Below are 20,589 nucleotides of genomic sequence, written 5' to 3'. Positions count from 1 at the left end.
TTCGTTTTCATGAAACCGAATCCGTCAATATCAGACCGGGCGCTTGAGCATGTCCAAGCTATGGAATCCTATGTACCTGGTAAACAACCACAGGATACGGATTGGATAAAACTGAATACCAATGAGAATCCTTATCCACCGAGTCCACGCGTTGAAGCTGCGATTGCTGAAGTGTCCGGGGATTCCATGAGGAAGTATCCAAGTCCAATCAGTGCCAATTTACGCGAAAATCTGGCGCGGCATTTCGGATTACCAAATTCAGATTGGGCATTTGTAGGAAATGGGTCTGATGAAATATTGAATCTTTTAATGCGTGTGTTTTGCGGCGGGGAAAGAAATGGCGGCTACATGGTCCCGAGCTATTCCTTATATCCCGTGTTACTTTCAATTCAGAATGCAAAAGCGGTGCCGGTTCGTTATGATTCCTCAATGAGTATTCCGGTGGAGGCTGTCGCGACCTGTGGTGCAAATATTTTCTTTCTGACTTCTCCGAATGCTCCAACCGGGGTTGGCATTCCTTCCGAGACGATTCGCAGATTGGCAGAGTCTTTTCCAGGGATTCTGGTTATCGATGAGGCATATGCTGCATTTGCAGAAGAAGACGCGATCTCCCTGATCGAAGAGTTCCCATCTCTTTGTGTGACTCGGACCTTTTCAAAATCTCACGGTTTGGCCGGCGTGCGTATTGGATGTCTGTTGGGAAATCCCGAGATTGTTGAACTGCTCGACAAAGTTCGGGATAGTTATAATGTGAATCTTCTTTCCCAGGCCGCAGGTATCGCAGCGCTCTCCGACACCGATTATTACGAGGAAGTTATTGAGAAAATAAAGCGTACTCGGGATTTTTACGTCAACCTGTGGGACCGGAACGGTTGGAAAACCTATCCCTCTCAAGCCAACTATATCTTTACTGAACCAAGTAACTTTCGAGGTGAAAAAGGCCCTGAAGTCGCTAAATCCCTGTTTGACTTTCTGCTCGGGCGAAAAATTCTAGTGCGGTATTTTGGCAATGATGTGCTTACTGAATCTTTTCTTAGAATCAGTGTAGGTTCTGAGTCTGAAATGTTAACCTTAAATGAATCGATGGACCAATGGCAGAAAAACGCATAGTTTCTATCTCCCGAAAAACTGCGGAGACCGATATCGCATTGACGATAAACCTCGATGGAACCGGCGAGTATCAAGTGGATACGGGTATCCCGTTCTTCGACCACATGCTATGTCTGTTTGCAAAACATGGTTTATTTGATCTCGATCTCAAGGCTGTTGGGGATATCGAGGTTGATTATCACCACACCGTTGAGGATGTTGGTATTGTGTTGGGTGACGCCATCAAGCAAGCACTTGGCGAGAAGCTCGGAATTCGACGCTACGGATTTTTCATTCTACCCATGGATGAATCAATCGCACGTGTTACGATGGATTTGAGTAATAGGCCATTTCTGAAATACGATGTCCAATCCCCCACGAATTACATCCGTGATTTCAACATCGTGCTTATTCGGGAGTTTTTCCAAGCAGTAGTTAATAGTTTGAGTGCGAACATTCACTTGAAGGTTGAGTATGGAGATGAACCTCACCACATCGTGGAAGCTTTATTTAAATGCTTCGCCCGCGCTTTGGATGTGGCAACCTCTGTTGATCCCAGGACTGAAGGAAAGTTACCCTCGACTAAAGAAAAACTGACTTGAGGCGAAATTAGTGAAACCTAAATTGGCAGTAATCGACTACGGCATGGGAAACCTCCGTAGCGTTTCCAAAGCATTTGAAGTGTGTGGCGCAGACGTTAGCTTGGTAACTTCGCCTGAAGAAATCAAAGATGCGGCGGGCTTGGTCTTACCTGGCGTTGGGGCGCTCGGCGATTGTATCGCAGGGCTTCGAGCATGCCAGTTGGTGGATACCGTTAAAGGTTGGATCGCAGAAGACCGCCCGTTTTTCGGTGTCTGTCTGGGGTTTCAAGCACTTTATGATTTTTCTGAAGAAGGGTCAGTTGACGGATTGGGTGTTTTCCCCGGTCTGGTTAAACGGTTCCAACTTCCTAAAGAATATAAAGTTCCCCACATGGGATGGAACACGGTCTCTTTTAAGGATAGCAATGATCCAATTGTTGCTGGGCTTAAATCTGAAGAAGATCAGTTTTATTTCGTTCACAGTTACTTCGTTTCACCCGAAGAAGTGGGTTCAGCTTTCTTCCAAACCGAGTACGGCAGCAGCTTCGCGAGTGGGATAAAAGTCGGGAATTGTGTGGCTACTCAATTCCACCCAGAAAAAAGTCAGGCAAAAGGGCTGCAGTTATACGGAAATTTTCTGAAATTAGTTGAAAATACTTAATCTGTGTTGAGTATCTTCTTTTCTTTTTAGGAATCATTTTTATCAGCCTTAACAAATGTCAGAAACAGCGACAATTACCGTTGACGGTAAGGACTACGAATATCCCGTCATTTCCGGGACGGAAGGAGAAAAAGCGGTAGACGTACGAAAATTACGATCGAATACCGGTTACATAACGTTTGACGATGGATATGGTAACACGGGATCCTGTCTCAGCGACATCACCTTTGTAAATGGTGAGGCCGGCATATTACGCTACCGAGGTATTCCTATTGAAGAACTGGCTGAGCATTCCTCTTTCTTAAGTGTCGCTCATCTGGTTATTTATGGGCACTTGCCGACCAAAGAAGAATATGGCGTGTTCGCAGGAAACGTAAGTAATAACGCAGCGCTCCCTGAAAGTTTCAGGCATCATTTTTCCGGATTTCCCTCGGATGCACACCCCATGGCTGTGTTAAGTGGAATGCTAAATGCCATTGGCTGTTATTATCCGAAGATGACCTCAAATGATCGGGCCCGGGATCTTGAACATTTTGACCAGTCAGCCGCGTTTTTGATTTCCAAAGTGCGAACGATTGCCGCCATGACGTACCGCATGGGAGCTAAGCTCCCTTTCGTTGACCCACGGCTCAAGGCCGATTACGTGGAAGACTTTCTGCATATGATGTTTACCCGGGAAGATTCTGAGTACCAAACCTCTCCGGAAATCTCCAAGGCGCTAGACCTGTTTTTTCTGTTGCACGCCGATCATGAACAAAACTGTTCAACCTCGACCGTGCGCATGGTCGCCAGTGGCGGAGCCAATATGTTTGCTTCTGTTTCAGCGGGCGTATCTGCGCTCTGGGGACCGCTTCATGGTGGCGCAAACACAGCAGTAATTAAAATGCTGCAGACGATTCATGAATCCGGGGATGATGGAAGCAAGTTTATCGAAGCCGCCAAAACAGGCAAAGCGCGGTTAATGGGATTTGGTCACAGGGTTTATAAAAACTTTGATCCACGAGCTAAGATTCTGGGTAAAGCTGCTGAGGATTTATTGAGTAGCTTGGGCGAGCCGGACCCTCTGCTCGATATCGCTCGCAATCTGGCAAAAGCCGCACTCGAAGATGAGTACTTCGTTCAACGGAAACTCTATCCCAATGTGGATTTTTACAGCGGTATTATTCTCAAGAGTATCGGCATTCCGATTGAAATGTTCACGGTGATGTTCGCCATTGGCCGTATGCCTGGTTGGATTGCGAACTGGCGTGAAATAGCTCTTGGATCAAAACGGATACATCGTCCACGTCAGATCTACACCGGAAAAGTAGACCAGCATTTCGTCCCCATAGACGAACGCTGAAAGCAGTAAAGACCGAGACTACTCTTTCGGTTTTTTTGGCACCTTTTTCGGAGGCTCGTGCATCATTTCCTCGAACTTCAGACCAGTGAGTTTGGTAAGTCCAGATATGAGTTTCCAAAGTGCCAACATCATTATCACCGTACTCGGGACCGCGATAACCGGCCAACTTAACGCACTCATTTTACCTAGTTCTGCATTGAAGGCTGCCAGGTCACTCGCTGGGTGGGTGGTTACGATGATTCTTGCGAGAAAGTAATTCAGGATTCCACTTATTCCAAAGGAAAGAACCAGTAACCAATTGCAGTAAGCAAAAATCCTGTTGAAAGAGGGTCGGGTGTTTGTTTCATCCAGTTTTCTATCAATCAATTCAACATTCAGGATTTGGGGATTATATAGAAATGTTTTAATCAAGGGGCGTTTGGTTTTGAAAGTTAACAAAACCATGGTTCCAATAACCAAAGGTATGGAGGCTTCCTTAACTGCCAGCCAAAAAGGATCTACTTCAATCAATCCAAATGTGCCGCTCAGCCCAACGCTTATTATCCCAAGTACAGATACGAAATTTATCTGTTTCCTATTAAGAAGATCCCAGATTCCGTAACAAAGCGGGAATGAAAGTCCAACTATGAGCGCAATAACTGGGCCCAACCGATCGGGGCTGCTTAATTTGGTGAGGACAAACAACGGAATCGCAATGTTGAATGCCAGGCTCAGTAACAGATTTTCCCTTTTTTGTTGAGATTTGGGACTATGGTGTTCGGTCATTTGGGGCACAGTGTTAGTCCCTAAAAGACTTGGCAACCTCAATAAGACAGGCGTTTATTTGACTGCTTAATCTAATGTTTGCTATTGGATTATGACCTAGACTTCTAATTTCTCTTATGAAAGAAAAACGCCACTCTCCCCTTGATCGTGTTTTAGGTCAGTTGGACCATCTGGATGAGACCAACTTACAAAACCTGATCAATCGACTTGCTCAGGAGCGAGCCTTGTTTGAAGGCATATTTAATACGGTTCGAGAGGGAATATTAGTAGTTTCCCGGGAAGGCATCATTGAATATACGAACAAAGAGGGCATGAAAATTGTTGGACTTAAGGAATCAAATATTGGGTCAGCGATTTTGTGGAAATGGATTCCGGATTTGGCTCCAGTTATCAACATGGATGGAGAAGAGCCGATCTTTGCAGACCTTGCTTCGGTGACTCGTGAAATTGAAATGACTTATCCTGATCATCGATTTGTTCGAGCCTACATGGTCCCTTTTGAAGGATTTCAGGATATGGATCCACACTTTGTTGTCATCCTCTCGGATATAACAAAGGATGTCATGTCGACGGAGGAAAAGATCGAATCCGAAAAAATATCCTCTATCTTTCTTTTAGCTGCGGGCGTAGCCCACGAGTTGGGAAATCCTCTAAATTCTTTAACCATCCATTTGCAACTCATGGAGCGGCAACTGGATCAGATCCGGGATGAGAAAGTTCGAGCAAAACTGGAGCGGTCTCTCAAAATTTGCATCGGAGAAGTTGAGCGCCAGGATGGAATTATTACCCATTTCCTTGAGGCAATTCGTCCTTCCCCGCCGGATTTCCAGGACACAAACCTGACAGAGGTTCTGGAATCCGTTCTTCAAGTACAGGAGCAGGAACTGCTCAATTCGAAGGTGACCGTTGAAATGGAAATCGGAGATGAAGCACCGGTGATCGCTGGGGACATGAACCAAATGAAGCAGGTGTTTTTTAATATCATCAAGAATGCGAGAGAAGCGATGAAAGAGGGCGGGACATTGCAGATTCAAACTCGCTCGGATGATGATTATTTTTATGTTATTATTGCAGATTCAGGTGAAGGCATTGAGAAGGAAGATTTAGCCAGCGTGTTCCAGCCATACTATTCAACCAAGGATTCGGGAAGCGGGTTAGGTCTGATGATTGTGAACCGTATTTTACGGGATCACGGTGGCCAAGTAGGCATTGACAGCAAACCTGGCATGGGCACGGTAATTTCTCTAAAGTTTCCTAAAAAACATCGACGGATTCGGCTTTTGCCTCAATCCGAATAAACGGTTCAATCCGCACGTAGAATTATTACTTATGCCTGCTTCCATTCTCATAGTAGATGATGAAAAACACACGCGGGAAGGCCTGCAATTCGCTCTGGAGGATACCTACGATGTATACTTGGCGAGTGATGCGGATCAGGCATTTAATCTCATGGACAGTGAACCATTCGATGTCGTACTCACTGACTTACGAATGTCGGGGAAATCCGGCCTTAAGGTTATTGATTACGCGCTTACATTACCGAAAAAGCCCGTATGCATTATGATGACGGCCTATGGGAATGTCGAGACAGCCGTTGAGGCAATGAGGCGCGGCGCCTTTGATTTTCTTACAAAACCGGTGAACTTGGAGCGGCTCGAAATTTTGATAAAACGGGCGCTAAACTCACGGAAAATTGAAACCGAAAACCACGAGCTTCATCAGCGTTTGGACACGAAGTTCAGTTTCAAGGGGCTGGTTGGAAATTCAGCTGCCCTGGCTGCGGTTATTGATCGGGTAAAGTTGGTAGCACCTTCCAGGGCAACTGTTTTGTTGGAAGGTGAAACAGGAACTGGGAAAGAGTTAATTGCTCAGGCCATTCATCAAAATAGTGATCGTTCCAGAAAGCCGTTTATTGCGGTGAATTGTGCAGCGCTCTCATCCAATCTCCTCGAAAGCGAATTGTTTGGCCATGAAAAGGGTGCATTTACCGGAGCCGTTGAAAAACGCATTGGGCGTTTCGAAGCCTCCAACGACGGCACCTTATTTTTAGATGAGATTGGAGAGATTGATGCCTCTATCCAGATTAAGCTTCTTCGTTTTCTTGAAACAAAAACGTTTGAGCGTGTCGGCAGCATCAAGCCTATTTCTGTTGATACCCGTCTCGTTTGTGCGACGAATCAAAATCTTAAGGATATGGTTGAGAAAGGAGAGTTTCGGGAAGATTTGTACTACCGGTTAAACGTAGTGCCCATTTTCTTACCGCCCTTGCGTGAAAGAAAAGATGATATTCCCTTGTTGCTAAATCATTTCCTCAAATTTTATGCGAAAGAAAATGGAGTTCCATTACCTCAACTTGACACCAGTGCGGTTCACGTTTTGCAGGAGTACAAATGGCCTGGAAATATTCGGGAGCTGAGAAATTTTGCTGAGAATACCGTAGTTTTACACCGAGGAGGAATCATTACCGAATACGATCTCGACAACAGGTTCAGGGAAGGCGCTCCAGTCATGGTGCATACTGAAGGTGTTCAATCGAACCTTTCGGTTGAGGAGAATGAAAAACATCTTTTGCGCAAAGCACTGACTCAAGTTAAAGGTAACCGAACAAAGGCTGCTGCATTGATGGGGATCTCTCGCAGAACACTCCATCGAAAACTTGTTCAATGGCCGGAGTTGGATACCACGGGGAAAGCAGGATCCTGATCGTCTTATGAATTGTTTCTTCAAATACATACTCAGGTCTGTTTTCCTGACAGGGTGTCTGGGTGTGATTTCCTTAAATGCAAATCCTGTGAGGATTGTTGGTAGTAACTTCGCGGGCAATGCGATGGGGGAAGCTCCAAACTCAGAAGAGAAAATGGGGACCCATTCCTTCCACTACCATATGACTGGCAGTTTAATCGGACTCATCAAACTTCAAGAAAATTTTGCCGACGTAGCCTTCGTTCTGCAAACAGCTGAAGGTTATCCGGCAATGGAAGGATTGACAACAATCCCTCTTGGATTCTGGGGAGTTTATTTTGCTGTTCAGGAAGAAAACCCTCTGAATGAAGTACCCACATCCAAACTCTCCGATATTCTCCAAAGGACCAAAGATGGATTGAAATCGGAATGGGGATCGCTACTTCCCGAACATCCGAAATGGGCCAATCGATTGATTTTTGTATCCTTCGACATTCGCGGAACCGATCCCTCTTATCCCATCTTATTGAATCGATTTTTCGAAAACGAAAATCCACAAAACTTTTCTTCGTTAGGTGATCAGCTTGATAATCCTTATCTTGCAGGAGCCTCAAATCTTGTTGTTATGTCGCGTCTTCCCGAACCCGGTAGAGGTCTGCGTGCTTTGTCTTTAATTGAAGATAATCAAAATGTCGGGTTTCCTCCATCGGGTGAAAATTTGTTTTTCGGAGACTATTCTTTGAAGACCACGTTATACCTGGTTGTTCGGGATTCAAGTGATCCAGGTGTTCGAGCGTTTGTTCGGGATTTCTTCGAGAAAAATCGGGTCAATTCCCTTCGTATTGCCGGCTTGATCGATGTCCCACAAAACATACAAAAACAGGTTCTTTTAGAGTTTGACTTGGATTTTTAATTTTCGCTTACTCGGCAACTTCTTTTTTGCGGGCGTAGCTCAGTTGGTAGAGCACAACCTTGCCAAGGTTGGGGTCGTGAGTTCGAATCTCATCGCCCGCTCCATTTAATTTAATGGAGAATTTCCAAGAAAGAGAGTTTCAATTCTCTGCCCCTAGGTAGAGTTTTTTTTATGCACATGGAATCTTTTCTCCACGAGTTTGTTGCCGAGCGATCTACGCTGATCCTGTTGGGCATTTTAGCAGTGATGCTTTTCATCCTAGCCAAAGGTGCTGACTCACTTGTCGATAAGGCGGTGGAGATCTCTCATACCGCTGGAATTCCAAAGGCTCTCATTGGAGCAACCATTGTTAGTTTGGGAACCACACTGCCCGAGGCCTCCGTTTCTGTTTTAGCTGCTATTGAGGGTAATGCAGGTCTTGCTTTGGGGAATGCTGTCGGATCTATCATTTGCGATACTGGCTTGATATTGGGATTAGGAGCTTTGCTTAAGCCACTTCCGTTGGACCGACGGGTTGTAAATCGACAAGGTTGGATTCAGTTGGGGTCTGGAATTCTTTTAATACTGTTTTGCTTACCGTTTTCGCATATTAATCGGATCTTCGATACCGGAGGACAGTTACCTCGAATCGGTGGATTTATTTTTCTGATGTTGTTGGTAGCATACTTTTTCTGGAGCTATCTTGCTGCAATGAAGGCCGAGAATCGGGAGTCTAACGGGGCTGATAACGTTTTAACTTGGCAGACCATAAGCAAGGATCTGATCATTATGGGAGCGGCTATAGGAGCTGTCATTCTCTCCTCCAAAGTATTGATTGTTTGCGCTGAGGAGCTCGCTTATCGGTTGAATGTTCCCGAGAGTGTTATTGCAGCGTCTTTAGTCGCCTTTGGGACATCGCTTCCTGAATTGGTTACTGTTATGAGCTCCATTAAAAAGGGGCAGGGGGAGTTGGCTATCGGTAACATTATTGGGGCCGATATCTTAAATGTCCTTTTTGTAGCCGGGGCAGCAGCGGCAGTTACAACTGGCGGGTTGGAAGTTCCTCCGGACTTTTTCACAATTCACTTTCCGGTCATGTTGGGGCTTCTAATTGTTTTTCGAGTAGGAATCGTTGTTTGTAAGACGCATCTAAGTCGTCTGTTTGGCGGTATTCTTCTTGGGATTTATCTAACTTTCCTCGTAGCGAACTACTTTGTGTAATTGAGCACAAAAAAACGTAGCCCGAGTTGTGGCTACGTTTTTTGTTATGAATTCGACGCTGAGATGATCTAGGAGCTTAAATCTCGGCGACGAACAAGAACCATGATCCCTAAGAAGGTGGCGCCAATGACGCCATAGGTTGATGATTCAAGTGCGTGTGTGGCAAATTGGTAGCCTGAAGGTTCGCTCTCCTCTGAACGATTTGATGATGCTGACGAAAATATGTGAACCGTGCTTAGATCAACTGGTTCGGCAATTTTACTTAAAAGCGTAAGATTTGCACAAAGTAGAAGTGCGGTGAATAAGGTGAGCAGTTTCATAAAGCATTCTTTTTGGTTTATCATTTAATTTACAACTCATAATTAAGAGAAAAAATTATAGATCAAGTAAAAACATTAATAAAAAAATATAGAAACACTTAATTTTTGTGTTTAATTCGTTATTTATGGGTTCGGCTTAATTGAGCGTGAACAAGCCTTTGAGGGAATTAATACACAAAATAGCCTTATCATAGGGTAATTTGAGCTTGGGCTCTCAATCTGAAAAACTCCGGGTATGCTAAATCCAATAAGTCAGCCTTGGAATTTAGGCGTACAATTCCGTTGGGTAAGATGTATTTTGCCCTTTTTGGGGCAGAGTACCTGTAGAATATCGGAATATTTTACCTTCGAAATTTCGCAAAACGATTTCGTCATCGTTGATACACTCCACGTAATCTGGGTTGATTGGAATTTTTCCACCTCCTTGGGGAGCATCTATGACGTATTGCGGAATCGCGTATCCGGTTGTATGGCCTCGCAGACCCTGAATAATTTCAATACCTTTTTTTATATCTACTTTGAAGTGACTACTTCCGGTGATGGCGTCGAGTTGGTACAAATAATACGGTCGTACTCTCATTTGCAGTAAGCGATGAACGAGATCTTTCATGATATCCACCTCATCATTCACTCCTTTTAGTAATACTGATTGGTTGCCTAACGGGACGCCTGCACGAGCCAGCCTTCCAGTTGCCTCCTTCAGTTCCTCGGTGCATTCTCTCGGATGGTTTACGTGAATACTCATCCAAAGGGGTTCGTGCTTTAAAAATATCTCACACAGTTCGGGAGTTATTCGTTGAGGCAGAAAAACAGGAATTCGGGATCCAATTCTGACAAATTCTATGTGCTTGATCGCTTTGAGTCTGCTCAGCAAATAATCGATTTTTTTGTCTGATAGAAGAAGTGGGTCTCCGCCGCTTATAAGCACATCACGGATTTGCGGCGTTTTTTCTAAGTATTCAAATGCTTGTTCGATTTGTGGATAAAAGTCGTATCCCTGGCTGTTGCTTACCAACCTGCTTCGAGTGCAGTAACGGCAATAAGCGGCGCAACGATCAGTTACTAAAAATAATGCCCTATCAGGATAGCGGTGCACCAAACCGGGAACCACCAGGTGACTATCTTCCGCAAGAGGATCGAGGGTTTCCCAAGGTGCCACTGTCATCTCATTTTTTTGAGGAATGAGCTGTTTACGAATGGGGCAATCTTTGTCTTCTCGATCAATGAGATTGAAAAAATAGGGAGTTATCGCGAGGGCCAGTTTCTTGCTGGCGTATTCACAGCCTTCATCTTCGGCCTCAGTCAAGGTCATGTAGGATTCGAGTTGTTCCTTTGATGTTATCCTATTACGCAGTTGCCAGCTCCAATTATTCCATTGGTCGGATGGAGTATCTACCCAAAGTCCTTGTCCGCTAAACCAGGGTTGAGATTGGTGTGTTTGAGCCATAAATGTTGAGATATTCTATTTATTCGATAGCTGGGCAAGCCTTCTAAAAAATAATGTTAAACAAAACTAAGCCTGTTAGTGAGAAATTGATTGCAGACCTTACATCAGCCCTTTTGCTAGAGCGCTAATGTCAAAAAAGAGGACCGGTGTTTTAGCTTTCGAAGACGGCAGCGTCTTTCGGGGAATATCATTTGGCGCACAAAAAACTGTGCTGGGAGAAGGGGTGTTCAACACCAGTATGACTGGTTACCAGGAGATCCTTACTGATCCATCCTATTACGGACAAATCGTCACAATGACAACTCCCCAGATAGGTAACTATGGGATCAATCCGGGAGATGAAGAATCCTCGGGACCAAAAGTTGCTGGATTTGTTGTAAGGGATCTCAGTCCCGTGACCAGCAATTGGCAAAGCAAAGAGAGTTTGGACGCTTATTTGGCTCGAAATGGAATTCCGGGAGTATCTGGAGTAGACACGCGAACCATTACCAAGCGGCTTCGTGTACATGGTGCGCTGAAATCGTGCATATCGACTGAAGATATCTCCGACGAAGAAGCGGTTGAAAAGGCCAGAACCTGGGGTGGATTGGTTGGCGCGGATTATGTAAAAGAGGTGACCTGCAAGGAGGCATTTTTCTGGGATTCAGAAGGATTGGAAAAAACTCCATTCACTGTCCCGGGTACATTGCTTGAGCCGCCGGTTTTGGAAAGACCCCAGTTCCGTATAGTGGCATTTGATTTGGGCGCGAAGTATAATATCTACCGCAAACTTAGATACCACGGTTTTGAAGTGGAAGTTGTTCCAGCATCCACCTCTGCGGAGGAAGTTTTGGAGCGTAACCCCACCGGACTTTTTTTATCCAATGGTCCGGGTGATCCAGCGGCGGTGACCTACGTTCATAAGACAGTTGCAAAGTTGATTGAAGTATTACCTACGTTTGGGATTTGCCTGGGTCATCAGATGCTTACCCATGCCTTGGGAGCTGAAACATTTAAACTGAAATTCGGGCATCGGGGTGGAAATCAACCGGTGAAAAACCTTGAGACCGGTAAAGTCTCAATCACTTCCCAAAATCACGGGTTTGCTTCCACTAAGGAAGATTTGGAAAATCGCGGCGCCATTGTTACAGAGATAAATTTGAACGACGAAACGGTCGAAGGCTTACGACATAAGGATCTTCCCGTTTTTTCTGTTCAATATCATCCGGAAGCTTCTCCTGGCCCTCATGATTCGGATCCGCTTTTTGATGATTTTTACCAGCTGGTTTCCAAGCTTAGCTAAAGCAATTCTTCGAACCGCTCTGAATCTGAGCTGGTATCGATTCCGATCGATGGGTCAGAGGTAATATCAACTTCAATTGAGTATCCATTTTCCAAAACTCGAAGCTGTTCCAGCTTTTCTAATTCTTCCAGTCGACCCTTGGGCATTAATGAGAACTTCTGCAGAAATTCTGCTTCATAAGCGTACATGCCCAAATGGCGATAACAGAGATGGTGACTCAGGTCGTTGTTACTTGGCTTCCCGCTTTTTTCTCTAAAAAAGGGGAGGGGAGATCGTGAAAAATAGAGTGCTTGGCTGTTCTGGTTTAACACTACCTTCACTTGATTGGGATCGGCGAAATCCTCGGGATTCAAAAATACTGTCGCCAAGGTGCTCATTAAAGCTCCTCTTTCAACCATTTGTATTAGCTTACGAATCTGATCCGCCGTAACCAGAGGCTCATCTCCTTGGATGTTAACTACATATTTTGCCCCAATTTCCCGGTTCGCTTCAGCAATACGATCAGTTCCGCTAGAATGAGTTGTAGATGTCATTATGCATTTGAAACCGTTTTCTAGAATTTCTTTTTCAAGTTCTGGGTCATCCACGGCAAAAATTAGTGGGATGTCGGGAGTCTGAGTACTAATTCGTTCTGCGACGTGCATAATTAGGCTTCTTCCTTGAATGGGATGAAGCAACTTTCTTGGAAACCTTGTGCTGGCAAGTCTTGCTGGAACTATGATGGCAGTTTGAATATCGTTTTCCATGGGTCTTTCTAGAGGTGGTGGCAATGTATTGAATTAAAAATAAGAAGGTTGGATAGTCCCAGAGCTTACAAATGATTACTTATAATAAATCCTGACAACTCATTAAGATATTGTAAGGGTTAATCGTGTAATGGATCATAACCAAGTTCCAAGACCAATGGGAATTTATTTTCAACACCGCTTAACTTATCGCTAATCCGCACCATGATATAGGGGTTAACCATTATTTATTTTGTCAGTTAAAGATGATCCTTGCTAAAAGCTCAGCTTTCTCTTTTTACCATACGCCTCAATTTCATTCAGAAGCCCGACTTGAACAAAAATCGATTTCTCGATTCGGGCTAAATCCCGCACACTATCCCAATTTAACTGCATAATTACTTATTGAACATTAAGGATAATTTAAGCTCAATATTTGTTCATTATTTTTCTTTAAAAAAATCTATACATCGAATGGGTTTTTACTTACCTTCGATTTTTTTTCACTTCTTATGACCAGGAAATTACTCGCGATAGCAACAATTACCTTAGCCAGCTTTACAACGTTTAGCTGGGGACAAAATCAACTAGAGGAAACCCGAAACGTGTTCCAAGAACTCGTGAATTCTCGCCAAAAAATTGCTGATGAACAAGCTCTCTGGCGTGTGGGAAAGCAATCCTTACTCGATACAATCGATCTTCTTAATCTTGAGATTGAACTTCTTGAAACCAGGATTGAAGCAACTGAGGCTGAATCAACCCAAGCTGAAAGGGATCGCATCCGCCTCAACGGCGAAATTGAGGAATTAAAGGAAGCTTCAGCAGTAATCGCGACAGTGATTCGGAGTTTAGAAGAGCGTATTCTTAAGTTAGTCAACGCACTTCCGGCCGACCTTAAAAGTAAGCTGGAAAGTTTGATCGGTCGGATTCCCGACAGAAATACTCCTGAAAGTAGAATTCGTGCCAGCTTAGGAGAACGTATGCTCAATATCGTTTCTTTGCTCGACCAACTTGAGGTCTTCAATGGTGCCATACATGTAATGAGCGAAGGCCGCAAAGAAAACGGGATAGATATCACTGTCCAAGTTATTTACATAGGGTTGGCTCACGCTTACTACGTGAATGTGGAACAAGGCGTAGCGGGGGTTGGGTCAGTTAATACGGAATCCGGATGGACCTGGACAAAAGATGATTCTCTGGTCGAATCGGTCTCAAAAGCTATCAAAGTATATCAAAATGACATTCCGGCAGAGTTTGTGGTTCTCCCTGTAGGTAATTAGTCCACATCCAATCAGATAAATTTACTCACTCTTTCTCGCATGAAAAAACTCATCGCCTCATTCCTCCTAATTGGATTAACTGCACTTCAGGGGCAGACCTTCGAACAAGTGGCCGTTTCTGTAAAAGAAGATATTACAGCTTCCATTAATCAGCTGGAAACTCTTAAAGAACAAACTGTCAAAGAACGTCAGCCGTTACAGGCTCAGGAAAGCCAATTGAAAGACGTTGCATTTGGTCTGAGATCTGAATTGGACCGAATTCTCCGCCGTAGGGATAACACAGACCGTGATTTAAGTTCATTGCAAAACGAGGTCAAATCCCTGAACGATCTCAATGCTTATATCACCAGCCTTATGGGTGAGTTCATTCGCGCCTTTGACAATCGCCTTCACATTAGCGAGCTGCAACTTTATTCAAAACTGGTTGAAAACGCCAAACTTACAACCGAAGACATTAACTTGTCGGCTGCTGAACGATTTGCCACACAGCTTGAAGTTATCGATACCGCCGTTTCGCGTATGGAAAATCTTATAGGTGGCCATCAATTTAAAGGAAAAGGAGTAATTCCGGGCGGGTTACTAAAGGACGGAACCTATTCAATGATTGGACCAGTGGTCTATTACACCCGGCCAGAAGACAATGTGGCCGGACTTGCTAATCTTGAATTTGGTTCATCACAGCCGTCGGTTGTGAGCACTGGTGAATTAACTGACGCTGTGATTGCCAGCTACGCCCAATCTCAATCAGGCCAAATCGTTCTAGATTCTACTTTGGGAGCTGCCATTCAAATCCTCGCCGCTCGTGATACTGTGTTAGAAGTTATTAAGAAAGGTGGTCGCACGATGTACTTCATTTTAGGTATGGCAGGCCTCGCTCTTTTGATTGCTATTTTTAAATTTATCGAAATCTCAGGCGTTCGCCGTGCACGGCCTAAGGACCTTGCTTTCATTATGGAAGCACTCAGCCAAGGAAAACCGGAAGAAGCACTACAATATGCCCAAAAGATTAAAGGACCTGTCGGCGCTTTGCTCAAAGCAGCGGTTGAAAACTACGACCGTGACAAAGGGCATGTTGAAGAAGTACTTTTTCAAAAGCTTATCGAAGCGCAGCCTCGTTTGGAACGTTTTCTACCTTTCATTGCGGTAACAGCCGCAACTGCGCCACTACTTGGACTACTTGGAACAGTGACGGGTATGATCAAAACGTTTCAATTGATTACTATTTTTGGCACAGGTGATGCAAAATCACTCTCGACTGGTATTTCCGAAGCTTTGATCACAACTGAGTTTGGTTTGATTGTGGCTATTCCCGCTTTGATCTTTCACGCACTTCTTTCAAGAAAAGCTAAAGGTGTCGTTAGCAGTATGGAACGAACTTCCATCGGCTTCATAAACGGAATGCCCGGACGCAAATAATAACTTGGTCATCTCAATCGTTACTTAATAGGAATGAAAAATCGTAAATCATTATCCGGTGGAGACGACACCAGCCAAATCAACATCTCCCCGATGATTGATATGGTCTTCATCCTGCTCATATTTTTCATTGTGACAACTGTCTTTGTTGAAGAATCGGGTTTTGCTGTCGATCGACCCAACCCGGTTGCTGAGCCAGAAGAACAAGATGAGGAGAAGGAGTCAGTTAAGCTCAGCGTGGATAAGAATAACCAGATTTTCTACAACGGCGAAAAAATTGATCGTGGATCTATTCGGCCGAAAGTAAGTCAAGTTTTACAAGCTAACAAAGAAGCGCCAGTAGTGGTTGAAGCTCAAGACGCTGCCCTTGCGGGGCTTGTTGTAATGGTTATGGATGAAGCCCGATTAGGAGGCGCCGAAGTAATCAGCCTAACTTCTGCCCCTGATTAAATTATGTTACAGATGCTCATTTCGTTGAGCCTGGAAATAAGAAAATGAATTTCGATAAACAAACAAATTTAAACAAGTGGTCCCAAGTGCGGGATCAGTCGCTTTCACTTTAAGACGATAACTCTTAGTTCACATGTTACGCCAAATCAAAAAATCCAAAATAGTCACTATCTTCCTGCTTGCCATAGGCAGTTTGGGGTCATCCATTTCCTATGCTCAGGTTCCCGATGCAAACTTTTGGAGCGATCCAGAATTCCTAGACCGCTTTCTCGGAACCATGTCTCCTCGGATAACCGTAGAGCCCAGGTTGGGACCAGAGGATAAGACTTTTTTGGAGGAAGAGTTTCTTCCGGTCATTTTGACTGACAAAGTAGCTGCCCAGGCAATGTTGGTTGAAAAGACTAAAAATCCTGATTCAAATGCAACTTACAGCATGATCTTGGCTAATATGTATTACCAGGGTGGGCAACTTCAACAAGCGGTCAGGAGTTACGAAGATGCTATTAGTAAACACAAAGACTTTGCCCGCGCACACGAAAACCTTGGATTCCTTTATTTCCAATTAGGAAACAAAGAAAAGACGCTTGAGCATTTCACCTCTGCGGTAAAACTTGGCGCAGTTGACAAGAACATATACGCAATTTTGGCGTATCTATTCTTTGAGAAAGAGCAATTCATAGCTGCTGAAACCTCTTACCGGTCTGCTTTAATTTACGAAGTAGAAAACGAAGATTGGGAATATGGATTGGCAAAAAGCATTCTATTCCAGCGGAAGTTCCAAGATGCTGCTGGATTATTTGATCGGTTAATAACCGGCGCACCCGAACAAGCAGAATATTGGAGACTCCAAGCAGATGCTTACATTGGTTTGGATGATATGCTTTCTGCAGCTTCCAACTATGAAGTTCTTCGTCGGATGAAGAAAATTACTGCGGAAAACCTTATTACCTTGGGTGATATTTATGTGGAACATGGATTTATTGAAGCTTCTCTCAGCGTTTATAAAGAAGCAATTCAGCAAAAAGGCCGATTGAATGTTGAAAAACCGATTGCAGCTGCGGCTACCCTTATCGAAGCTGGTTTCGTCGATGCGGCCTCTGAAGTTTTAGCAGAAATTGACAAAACTTATGGCGGTAGCCTCGACAGCAAGCTGTCTTTTCAGGTTCGTAAGCTAAAAGCCAAAATCCAGGCAGAATCTGGTCAAGCATCCGCCGATATTATTCCCGTATTGGAGGAAATGGCTTCCCAAAACCCATTGGATGGTGACGTGTTGATTCTGTTGGCCGATTATTATTCAACAGCAGGAAATTTTGAAAAAGCTGAGTTTCTCTATGAACGAGCACAAAACATTGGACGATTTGAAGACAAAGCCCTTTTTCACTATGGCAAAGCCTTAGTTGCAAAAGAGAAGTATCGTGATGCACTTCGGGCTATTGAACGTGCACAAGATATCAATCCGAAAGACCATGTGGAAGAATACCTCAACGGAGTCCGAAACGTTGTTCGTGCTGTCCGAAACTAATTTAATTTATTCACCTTTAAAAATAATACCATTTTCTCCCAGTTCCCAGAAATGACACCGACCATGAAGAAAAGAATTCCACTGTTCGCTTTGATAGCCTTTTTAGGAAGTATCTCCCTCGCCCAAGGAGCCGAAGTATTGACCAATGCTCGCAGTACTCTGCAAAAATGGGTCGAGACGCGGCAAATCATCGCTCAAGAAAAAACAACCTGGTTGGCTGAAGAAAAGACCCTTCTCGACAATATCGAGTTTATTAAGATTGAAATAAAAAATCTTGATGAGGCGATAGCTGCGGCGAACACGGACATTGGAACCCAGGACAACACGCAAAAGGAACTGCAGGAGGATATTAAGGCTAATGAAGAAGCCCTTGCAGTTATCGAAGCTGCGGTTCCCACCTTTGAAAAAAAGATCGTAGAACTAGCTACTATATTTCCTGCGGTGTTTCTGCAAAAAGTTTCTACTCAGCTTCGTCGAATTCCTGATCCGAGTTCAGGTCGTGTCCTAAACGTCTCTGTGGAAGATAGAATTCAAAATGTAATTTCCATTCTTAAGAATATTGAATACTTTAATAGTATTGTTACTCTGAGCAGTGAACTTCGTGAGTCGGATGGAGAAATATCAGAAGTGAAAACAATTTACGTTGGATTTGGTCAGGCCTACTTCGTGGATGAAAATCAAACGACTGCAGGATATGGATACCCCGTAATCGGAAAAGGTTGGGAATGGGTGGAAATGCCCGAGATTGCTAAAGCGGTCCACAACGCAGTTCTAGTCGCCGATAATCGGCTCCCCGCTGTTTTCGTAAATGTGCCTGTGGCCATCCAACAATGAAACAAGAAAGAGTAAATCTAATGATTTTCAAAAAACAAATTTCTATGAAAAAACTTTTTATTCTTAGCCTACTCATTCCTGTGTTATCGCTGAGTGCTCAAACAACTCGTTATGACACCGCCGCCAAAACAACTGAAGCCGATCTGGAACGTGCGCTTATTGAGTTAACAGAGCTAAGAAATAAAATTGGTGCAGCCAAGATACCGATGGCGAAATCTATTAACCAACTCGAAGACACAAAGATCGTGTTAACTGCTGAACGGAATGATGCAGTTGAAAGAGCATCTGGTGGAAATCGTAAAAAGGCTGAACTTCAAGAGAAGCAAGCAGCTTTGGTGAAACAAACCGATTATCTCTATACTGCCCTGGGTAATTATATTTCTGAGTTTGCAGCCACGGCGCTTCATGTGGGTGAAATCCAACTCTACACCGACGTTGTTAAAGCGTCGAAAGTCGAGACAAACGACGCTTCGTTGAAGGATAGATTACAACTTCAAGTGAATGCATTGAATGCCTCTTTTGACCGTATCTTCAAGGCAGTTGGTGGTTATACCTTCAAAGGAAAATCTGAAATTGCTGGTGGTGAAATCATCGATGGAGATTACGCGATAATCGGTCCAATTGGTATGTTTACTGGTAATGGCAGAACCGGGTGGGTTGAGTTAAATCGTCAATCTGCAGGCCCCAGACAGAAACTAACGGATAAAGTTGTGGTGCCTGAGGCCCAAATGGCCGAGGTTACTTCAACCGGCTCCGGCACTCTTTTCCTGGATGCAAAACTAGGTCAGGCGTATGATATTTTAGAACTCGAGGAAACCCTTGTTGAGCATTTCAATAAAGGCGGATTGGTCATGTGGCCGATTCTGGTCCTGGCCACAGCTGCTTTCATTGTATCGGTTTTCAAGGTAATCGAGATTGCTGCTGTAAAGAAGGGTAATCCCAAAGATTTAGCTGTGATTCTGGACCACCTCAACAATGATCGCAAAGAAGATGCTTTAGGATATGCCAGAGGCGTTAAAGGACCGGTGGGTGAAATGTTAACGGCCGCTATGGAACATATTGATTACTCCGAAGATTTGATCGAAGAAATTCTTTATGAGAAAATGCTTAACACCCAACCGAAGTTAGAGCGATTTCTGCCTTTTATTGCCGTTACCGCTGCTACGGCTCCACTGCTTGGTCTGCTGGGAACTGTTACCGGTATGATTAATACTTTCAAATTGATCACGATTTTCGGAACTGGAGATGCCAAACAATTGTCTACCGGTATTTCAGAAGCACTTATTACTACAGAATCCGGATTAATAATCGCAATTCCGACACTCATTGCACACGCAATGCTTACCCGAATGACCAAAAGTGTTCTTGGGAGTATGGAGCGAACCGCGCTTGGTCTCGTTAACGGTCTTCCAAAGAAAAACTAATCCAAAATAATAATGCCTGTTTTTGGACAAATAAATATTACCTTCGAAAAAGTATCAGCGGTTTGGCTCAGCGGTGGCTGGGTGATGATTCCGCTAGTATTTCTCGCATTCATAATCTTTTTTACCGCGATGGAACTTATTCTGTTCTTCCGACGTGGGAATCATACAAAAGTTACTGAAGCTTCCTATGATAAATGGATAGACGATCCTTCTCAAGGAACAGGCCACGTCGGAGAAATAATTAGCTACATTAAAGAAGAGAGCGGAGGGGATCCTGATGAAGTTAGAAATCGCTTCATGGAAATATCTATCGCTTCACTGCCTATAGTAGATGCTCGGCTAATGTTTCTTAATATCCTGGTTACGGTTTCTCCGCTAATGGGCCTACTTGGAACAGTCATTGGGATGCTTTCTACATTTAAAGCGTTGGCGAGTGGTTCAGGTAAAACCATCGATTTGGTCGCTGAAGGTATTTCAGAAGCACTTATTACCACCCAAACCGGACTGGTTATTGCCATTCCAGGTTATCTTCTCGTTTCACTTATTCAAAAGAAACGAAATCAATATTCTGCTTTCCTTGTGCATTTAGAAAGTTATATGCTCCAAAAACTGCAAAAAACCGAGACCACATCATTTAATTCTTCCACCGTATAGCA

General features: G+C 44.0%; 20 protein-coding genes and 1 tRNA gene. 17 read left to right on the top strand and 4 right to left on the bottom strand.

The annotated features are described in order from the left end of the window. Positions 1–9 precede the first annotated feature (9 nt). The 4 genes from hisC to O3C43_00285 are packed head-to-tail and all read left to right on the top strand — an operon-like array spanning position 10 to position 3,673. Entirely contained in the window at positions 10–1,110 is a 1,101-nt protein-coding gene (hisC, locus tag O3C43_00300) for a histidinol-phosphate transaminase (GenBank protein ID MDA1064919.1), read from the top strand. Next, positions 1,092–1,691, top strand: coding sequence for an imidazoleglycerol-phosphate dehydratase HisB (gene hisB / locus O3C43_00295; GenBank protein MDA1064918.1), 600 nt, complete (start codon positions 1,092–1,094; stop codon positions 1,689–1,691). Before hisC ends, hisB begins: the two co-directional genes overlap by 19 nt. 10 nt (positions 1,692–1,701) lie before the next feature. Beyond that, positions 1,702–2,331 carry an imidazole glycerol phosphate synthase subunit HisH gene (gene hisH, locus O3C43_00290; GenBank protein MDA1064917.1) on the top strand — a complete coding sequence of 210 codons (630 nt, stop codon included), beginning with the start codon at positions 1,702–1,704 and terminating at the stop codon, positions 2,329–2,331. 55 nt (positions 2,332–2,386) lie between these two features. Then, on the top strand, positions 2,387–3,673 hold the full coding sequence (locus O3C43_00285) for a citrate synthase (GenBank protein MDA1064916.1): 1,287 nt from the start codon (positions 2,387–2,389) through the stop codon (positions 3,671–3,673). 18 nt (positions 3,674–3,691) lie between these two features. Here O3C43_00285 and O3C43_00280 read toward each other — a convergent pair whose 3' ends face one another. Next, positions 3,692–4,438, bottom strand: coding sequence for an MFS transporter (locus tag O3C43_00280; protein MDA1064915.1), 747 nt, complete (start codon positions 4,436–4,438; stop codon positions 3,692–3,694). Between the two features lie 116 nt (positions 4,439–4,554). Between O3C43_00280 and O3C43_00275 the strand changes: the two genes are divergently transcribed. The 5 genes from O3C43_00275 to O3C43_00255 all read left to right on the top strand — a co-directional run bounded on the left by O3C43_00275 (position 4,555) and on the right by O3C43_00255 (position 9,233). Continuing rightward, complete coding sequence (locus O3C43_00275) at positions 4,555–5,736, top strand: ATP-binding protein (protein ID MDA1064914.1); 1,182 nt, start codon at positions 4,555–4,557, stop codon at positions 5,734–5,736. Between the two features lie 31 nt (positions 5,737–5,767). Beyond that, positions 5,768–7,141 (top strand): sigma-54 dependent transcriptional regulator, encoded by a 1,374-nt coding sequence (locus tag O3C43_00270; GenBank protein ID MDA1064913.1) that lies wholly within the window; start codon positions 5,768–5,770, stop codon positions 7,139–7,141. Positions 7,142–7,148: 7 nt separating this feature from the next. Next, positions 7,149–8,033: a hypothetical protein gene (locus tag O3C43_00265; protein MDA1064912.1), complete on the top strand. Its 885-nt coding sequence runs from the start codon at positions 7,149–7,151 to the stop codon at positions 8,031–8,033. Between the two features lie 28 nt (positions 8,034–8,061). Next, a tRNA-Gly gene (locus O3C43_00260) sits at positions 8,062–8,137 on the top strand. A gap of 73 nt (positions 8,138–8,210) precedes the next feature. Then, the gene (locus O3C43_00255) at positions 8,211–9,233 is read left to right on the top strand and encodes a calcium/sodium antiporter (protein ID MDA1064911.1); all 1,023 of its coding nucleotides are present in this window, start codon (positions 8,211–8,213) and stop codon (positions 9,231–9,233) included. A gap of 68 nt (positions 9,234–9,301) precedes the next feature. On the opposite strand, the gene O3C43_00250 is transcribed toward O3C43_00255, so the two are convergent. Together O3C43_00250 and O3C43_00245 are read right to left on the bottom strand one after the other, a co-directional pair. After that, complete coding sequence (locus O3C43_00250) at positions 9,302–9,577, bottom strand: hypothetical protein (GenBank protein MDA1064910.1); 276 nt, start codon at positions 9,575–9,577, stop codon at positions 9,302–9,304. A gap of 241 nt (positions 9,578–9,818) precedes the next feature. Next, positions 9,819–11,000 carry a KamA family radical SAM protein gene (locus tag O3C43_00245; protein ID MDA1064909.1) on the bottom strand — a complete coding sequence of 394 codons (1,182 nt, stop codon included), beginning with the start codon at positions 10,998–11,000 and terminating at the stop codon, positions 9,819–9,821. Positions 11,001–11,127: 127 nt separating this feature from the next. On the opposite strand from O3C43_00245, the gene carA reads away from it, so the two are divergent. Next, positions 11,128–12,282 (top strand): glutamine-hydrolyzing carbamoyl-phosphate synthase small subunit, encoded by a 1,155-nt coding sequence (gene carA, locus O3C43_00240; GenBank protein MDA1064908.1) that lies wholly within the window; start codon positions 11,128–11,130, stop codon positions 12,280–12,282. Here carA and kdsB read toward each other — a convergent pair. Next, positions 12,279–13,028 (bottom strand): 3-deoxy-manno-octulosonate cytidylyltransferase, encoded by a 750-nt coding sequence (kdsB, locus tag O3C43_00235; protein ID MDA1064907.1) that lies wholly within the window; start codon positions 13,026–13,028, stop codon positions 12,279–12,281. The genes carA and kdsB overlap by 4 nt on opposite strands. A 491-nt stretch (positions 13,029–13,519) precedes the next feature. Here kdsB and O3C43_00230 point away from each other — a divergent pair, with 491 nt between their 5' ends. From O3C43_00230 to O3C43_00200, 7 genes are all read left to right on the top strand, one after another. After that, positions 13,520–14,287, top strand: a complete 768-nt coding sequence (locus O3C43_00230) for a DUF3450 family protein (GenBank protein MDA1064906.1) — start codon at positions 13,520–13,522, stop codon at positions 14,285–14,287. 39 nt (positions 14,288–14,326) lie between these two features. Next, complete coding sequence (locus tag O3C43_00225; GenBank protein ID MDA1064905.1) at positions 14,327–15,703, top strand: MotA/TolQ/ExbB proton channel family protein; 1,377 nt, start codon at positions 14,327–14,329, stop codon at positions 15,701–15,703. Between the two features lie 33 nt (positions 15,704–15,736). Next, entirely contained in the window at positions 15,737–16,153 is a 417-nt protein-coding gene (locus tag O3C43_00220) for a biopolymer transporter ExbD (protein ID MDA1064904.1), read from the top strand. A 331-nt stretch (positions 16,154–16,484) separates the two neighbouring features. Then, positions 16,485–17,675 carry a tetratricopeptide repeat protein gene (locus O3C43_00215; GenBank protein ID MDA1064903.1) on the top strand — a complete coding sequence of 397 codons (1,191 nt, stop codon included), beginning with the start codon at positions 16,485–16,487 and terminating at the stop codon, positions 17,673–17,675. Positions 17,676–17,738: 63 nt separating this feature from the next. Continuing rightward, on the top strand, positions 17,739–18,509 hold the full coding sequence (locus O3C43_00210; GenBank protein ID MDA1064902.1) for a DUF3450 family protein: 771 nt from the start codon (positions 17,739–17,741) through the stop codon (positions 18,507–18,509). Between the two features lie 44 nt (positions 18,510–18,553). Next, positions 18,554–19,933 carry a MotA/TolQ/ExbB proton channel family protein gene (locus O3C43_00205; GenBank protein MDA1064901.1) on the top strand — a complete coding sequence of 460 codons (1,380 nt, stop codon included), beginning with the start codon at positions 18,554–18,556 and terminating at the stop codon, positions 19,931–19,933. 12 nt (positions 19,934–19,945) lie between these two features. After that, positions 19,946–20,587: a MotA/TolQ/ExbB proton channel family protein gene (locus O3C43_00200; GenBank protein ID MDA1064900.1), complete on the top strand. Its 642-nt coding sequence runs from the start codon at positions 19,946–19,948 to the stop codon at positions 20,585–20,587. The last annotated feature ends 2 nt before the right edge of the window (positions 20,588–20,589 follow it).

Source organism: Verrucomicrobiota bacterium (assembly GCA_027622555.1).
Classification (GTDB): domain Bacteria; phylum Verrucomicrobiota; class Verrucomicrobiia; order Opitutales; family UBA2995; genus UBA2995.
This window is presented reverse-complemented; position numbering and strand designations above follow the sequence as displayed.